The organism is Acinetobacter nectaris CIP 110549, from assembly GCF_000488215.1.
Lineage (GTDB): Bacteria > Pseudomonadota > Gammaproteobacteria > Pseudomonadales > Moraxellaceae > Acinetobacter > Acinetobacter nectaris.
The window spans coordinates 1-4,314 of the sequence record NZ_KI530715.1 but is presented as its reverse complement, the minus strand read 5'-3'; the positions used below and the strand labels follow the sequence as shown (position 1 = coordinate 4,314).

At 34.3% G+C, this 4,314-nt stretch carries 5 protein-coding genes; 3 read left to right on the top strand and 2 right to left on the bottom strand.

Features of this window, described 5'->3' with window-relative positions:
- On the bottom strand, positions 1 to 1,158 hold a 1,158-nt coding region (locus P256_RS06370; RefSeq protein ID WP_023272866.1), incomplete at its 3' end, for a benzoate/H(+) symporter BenE family transporter.
- 227 nt (positions 1,159 to 1,385) lie between these two features.
- On the opposite strand from P256_RS06370, the gene P256_RS06365 reads away from it, so the two are divergent.
- Both P256_RS06365 and P256_RS06360 read left to right on the top strand, forming a co-directional pair.
- Positions 1,386 to 1,682: a type II toxin-antitoxin system RelE/ParE family toxin gene (locus P256_RS06365; RefSeq protein ID WP_023272865.1), complete on the top strand. Its 297-nt coding sequence runs from the start codon at positions 1,386 to 1,388 to the stop codon at positions 1,680 to 1,682.
- A 1-nt stretch (position 1,683) separates the two neighbouring features.
- Positions 1,684 to 1,974 (top strand): addiction module antidote protein, encoded by a 291-nt coding sequence (locus tag P256_RS06360; protein ID WP_023272864.1) that lies wholly within the window; start codon positions 1,684 to 1,686, stop codon positions 1,972 to 1,974.
- 5 nt (positions 1,975 to 1,979) lie between these two features.
- On the opposite strand, the gene P256_RS06355 is transcribed toward P256_RS06360, so the two are convergent.
- Positions 1,980 to 2,933, bottom strand: coding sequence for a MobA/MobL family protein (locus tag P256_RS06355; protein ID WP_023272863.1), 954 nt, complete (start codon positions 2,931 to 2,933; stop codon positions 1,980 to 1,982).
- Between the two features lie 476 nt (positions 2,934 to 3,409).
- Between P256_RS06355 and P256_RS06350 the strand changes: the two genes are divergently transcribed.
- Positions 3,410 to 4,171, top strand: a complete 762-nt coding sequence (locus P256_RS06350; RefSeq protein WP_023272862.1) for a hypothetical protein — start codon at positions 3,410 to 3,412, stop codon at positions 4,169 to 4,171.
- Positions 4,172 to 4,314 lie beyond the last annotated feature (143 nt).

The following is a 4,314-nucleotide window of genomic DNA, read 5'->3' as shown; positions in this document are numbered from 1 at the left end:
AATAAAGTAAGCAACATATCCAAAAATTAAGCCCCAAAAAGCAGATCCTAAACCTAAGAAAGTAATGCCAGATGCTGTAGTTAAAAAAGTAATTAGACTTGCCTCTCTATTACTTGTATCAGTAACAACACCAACTAGACCATTCAGAATTGCTCCAATTAATGCCAATCCTGCTAAAGTAGCAATAAATTGATGGGGAAGCGCAGAAAAAAGTAATGCTATTGCTGAGCTAAATAAGCCAAATACAATATAGAAAAAACCACTCGAAATTCCTGCTATATATCTCTTATCCTTATCTTTATGAGATTCCTCCCCTGTACAGATTGCAGCAGTAATCGCAGCTAAGTTAACACCATGGCTTCCTAGGAAAGAGAATAGGATAGAAATAGCACCAGATAAGCTAATGATTGGGCTTGATTTAACAGTAAAATTTGATGTTCTAAGAACAGCCATACCTGGCATAAACTGCCCAGTTAAGCTTACAAGTAATAGAGGAATCCCTAAACTAATAAGTGAATGTAACCTAAACTCAGGCATGATTAATATTGGTTTTACTAAAGATAAATGAAACCCCGTAAAATTAGTCATTCCCATAATAACTGAGCTAAATAACCCAAAAACAAGAACAGCTGCTATGGAATAGCGTGCATTTATCCTTTTTGAAATCAGGTAAGTAACTAGCATAATAATTACTAGATAAAAATTACTCTGAAGTGATTTAAATATTCCTAATCCAAAATTAAGTAGAATCCCTGCAAGTAGTGCAGATGCTAAGCCTTTTGGAATTATATCAATAACTTTGTCAAAAAAACCTGATATTCCAATGATTAAAGTACATATACCAACACAGATATATACACCAATAGCTTCGTTTAGACTCATTGAAGTTAAAGAGGTAACAAGTAGTGCAGCTCCAGGTGTTGACCAAGCTGTAATAATAGGAACTTTATATCTAAAGCTGAGAATAATACCTAATAATCCACTCCCTATTGAAACTGCCCATACCCAAGATGACATTACATTGACTGGAAGGTGAGAAACTTGGCTTGCTTGAAAAATAATAACTAAAGGCCCAGCATATGAAATTACAACAGCGAGTAGTCCAGATATTAGAGCCGAATATGAGAAATCCTCTTTTATTCTTTTTAAATTAACCATAACAATAATGCTCTTTATACTTTCAAATTGGTTTAAACATTTAAAATAATTCTTTTAAAAATAAAATAGTACAATCAGAAGATACGGAATAAATAGAACTGTTATGGACTAAAAAAATAGACTGTTATGCTGATAAAAATTTGTCTTGTATCAACTCATATTAAAATAATTCTCTTGCATATTGTATTCGAACGAATACAATATAGGTAAGATAAAAAGGAATGCTCATGATTGAAATTAAACGTCTACCTGAATTTGATGAATGGTTAGATGGTATTAAAGACAATATGACCAGAATCCGTTTAAATCGTCGCTTAGATAAAGTTCAACGTGGAAATTTTGGTGATACCAAACATCTGCAAGAGGGTGTTTGGGAAATGAGAGAGTTCTTCGGTCCAGGGTGGCGTATGTATTACATTAAGCACAATGATGTCATTATTGTCATGCTTGGTGGTGGAGAAAAGTCTACCCAGCAGAAAGATATTGATCGTGCAGTCAAACTATCCAAAACATTGGAGGATTAAAATGGTTAAAGTTGCTGATTTACCAAGTTTTGATATGGCTGAGTCCCTCAAAACTGAAGAAGATATTGTGATGTATCTCAATATGGTTCTTGAAGACAATGATCCTGCTGAATTGGCTCATGCACTAGGCGTTATTGCTAAAGCACGAGGAATGACTCAAATCGCCAATGATGCTGGTATTGGACGTGAAGCATTGTATAAGGCATTACGCCAGAACTCAGCACCTCGCTTTGATACAATTAATCGTGTAGTGAATGCCATTGGCTTAAAACTGACTATTCAAGCACCGTAAAATAATTAAAAACTAGGGCCACCATTGTCCCTAGTTTGTGTTTGTTGATAATTATGCTGCTGTTCTCTTTCTAATTTTCTTTGTTTATCAAGCTCAAGTTCATAATACGGTTTATATAACTCATAGCGGTTTTCAGCACGGATACGATTAATTTCTGCGGTCATTTCTTGTTTTTGTTGGTATTTCTCTAAATCACTCGGTTTAGCATAGCGAATCGATTTGTTCATCATAGGAACCTCCTGAAGGGCTGTTCCATATTTCTTATTGTAGTCCTCATTAGATAGACAGCTCACGAAGCTAGGGACTTCAACCTTTACCCCTTTGATCTCAAGAATCTTGGTTGGTGCATATCGCTCTAAGCTATGATTAATCAGTTGTTCGGTCTTTTCTCTGTATAACTGAAGTTGTCCCTTACCTAGTCCTAATACATCCGCAGTCAGCTTTTGAGCACCACCTTTTTCGGGTTGCTTAGGGTTATAACGTTTAAAAAATTGTTCTGCAGTGCGATCAATTTCATCAACATGTCTTTCGCTATACATGAAGTGTAAGTGGGGTTGTTCTTCACCACCTAAGCTCCCGGCATGAGTATGAATGGAGCAGGTATAAGGAAATTGATAGCGATCTGCAAGTTCTATAATAAATTGTTCGGCAAGCTCAATTCGTTGTTTTGTGCTGAGTTCTTTCGGTAGGGCGACAACTAGACTTGAACTGACACGGCCATTTTTTCGTTCATATAGATCCGCAGCTTGCCAAAATTCCGCAGGTTTTCCTTCTGCAAATGTTGGCATATTGCCTGATTGTACAAACTCAACTTTTTCCTGACTATTTTCTTTGTAACGTGCAAATTCTGCTATTCGCGTGATGTAGTGAAAGCGTCCTTTCGCAGTACTTTTATTTTTTCTTGAACTGGTCTTGCTCGACTGTGTTTTGATGATGTGCTCAAGATTGCAATAAAACATCGATTTAACTCAGCTGTTCGCTTTACGGTATGGAGTATCATAGATCGATTTTAAAAAATATAGCGCTCATATTTTGATAAAATCCCACGAATATGATGAAACAGTCATCAATTATGTTGAAACAATCCCTACTTTATTGTGAAACAGTTCGGGGTTTATGTTGAAACAATTTTCATTTGTGATGTAACAGCAATATATTTATGTTGAAACAAGTTTTTTTAAAGCTGTTTCATCATTTTTCTCAAAAACACGCTCATATTTTTTACGTTAATATCAATAGTTTAAAAACCTCGTAGAGCGAAGTTGAAGTGTTTCTAAATAAGCTAAAATAACTCTGTTATTTTAGCTTATTTAGAAACACGGAAACGAGCTAAATATTTAAATAATTTGTTCTCACATTTATTTAAATATTCTCACGATAGCATATGCTAGTCTAGAGTGATCAGTTTTCTACCCTTTCAATGTTCGAGAAAATTATGGCTCAACGTGGTCGACCTGCAAAAGTGCTTTCATCGTCTGATCTAAGTGAACTCCTTCTTTTTATCCGAAGCTTACCTTTCATAAAAAAGAATCAAGAAAATGCTTTAAATCTATTACAAAGAGCTGAGCAAGATTTTGATGAAGCTGAAATGAAAGTTCTGAAATCAGCAGATCGAGAAAAACTGCTCTTTCAACAGAGACAAGGATTACTAGAACAAATCAAACTCAAAGAGAAAAATCAGCAAAAGTTGTTTGAAAATGAACTTGAGATTTTAGCATTAGAAAAGAACAGACAAGAGCGAGAGGACTTTTTTCGCTTAGATCGAGCATTAGAATCTTACATGAAGATCCAAAAGGCCGTTTTAAATGATCGTATAAGGCTTGAAAATGAGCGTAGACGCGATGTTTTAAAGAAATCAGGGAAATCTATATCTGAAGCTCAAAAAAGGCGTAATGAGCAAAATAGGCGTAAATATGAGTTAGGTGGTGCTGTATTGGCTGCTTTTAAAAAACTGAATAAGGATATTGAATCTCTTACACCTGAGCAAATCCAAAATATAATTATTAATAATATAACCTTTGTAAAACAGGTTAAACACAGCGAAATATTTAAAGAGGTTGCCAAGCATCAAGAAAACTATTTCAAGCAACGTAATCTTTTTCTTGATGTACTAGATGGTTTAACAAAATGGTCAAAATCTAATAAGAAACTATCAACAATTGAAATTGAAAAACGTAAATCTAAGTATGAAGAATAGAATTAATTTGTGGTTTAGATGTTGTTTACTAGAATGATAAACAGTGATTTTTTATCTTTTAATAAGAAAAAAAAATAGCGAAGCGCTTTTTATATATATTTTAAATATTTTAAATATTTTACGTTCGCTGTAGCCCTTGTATA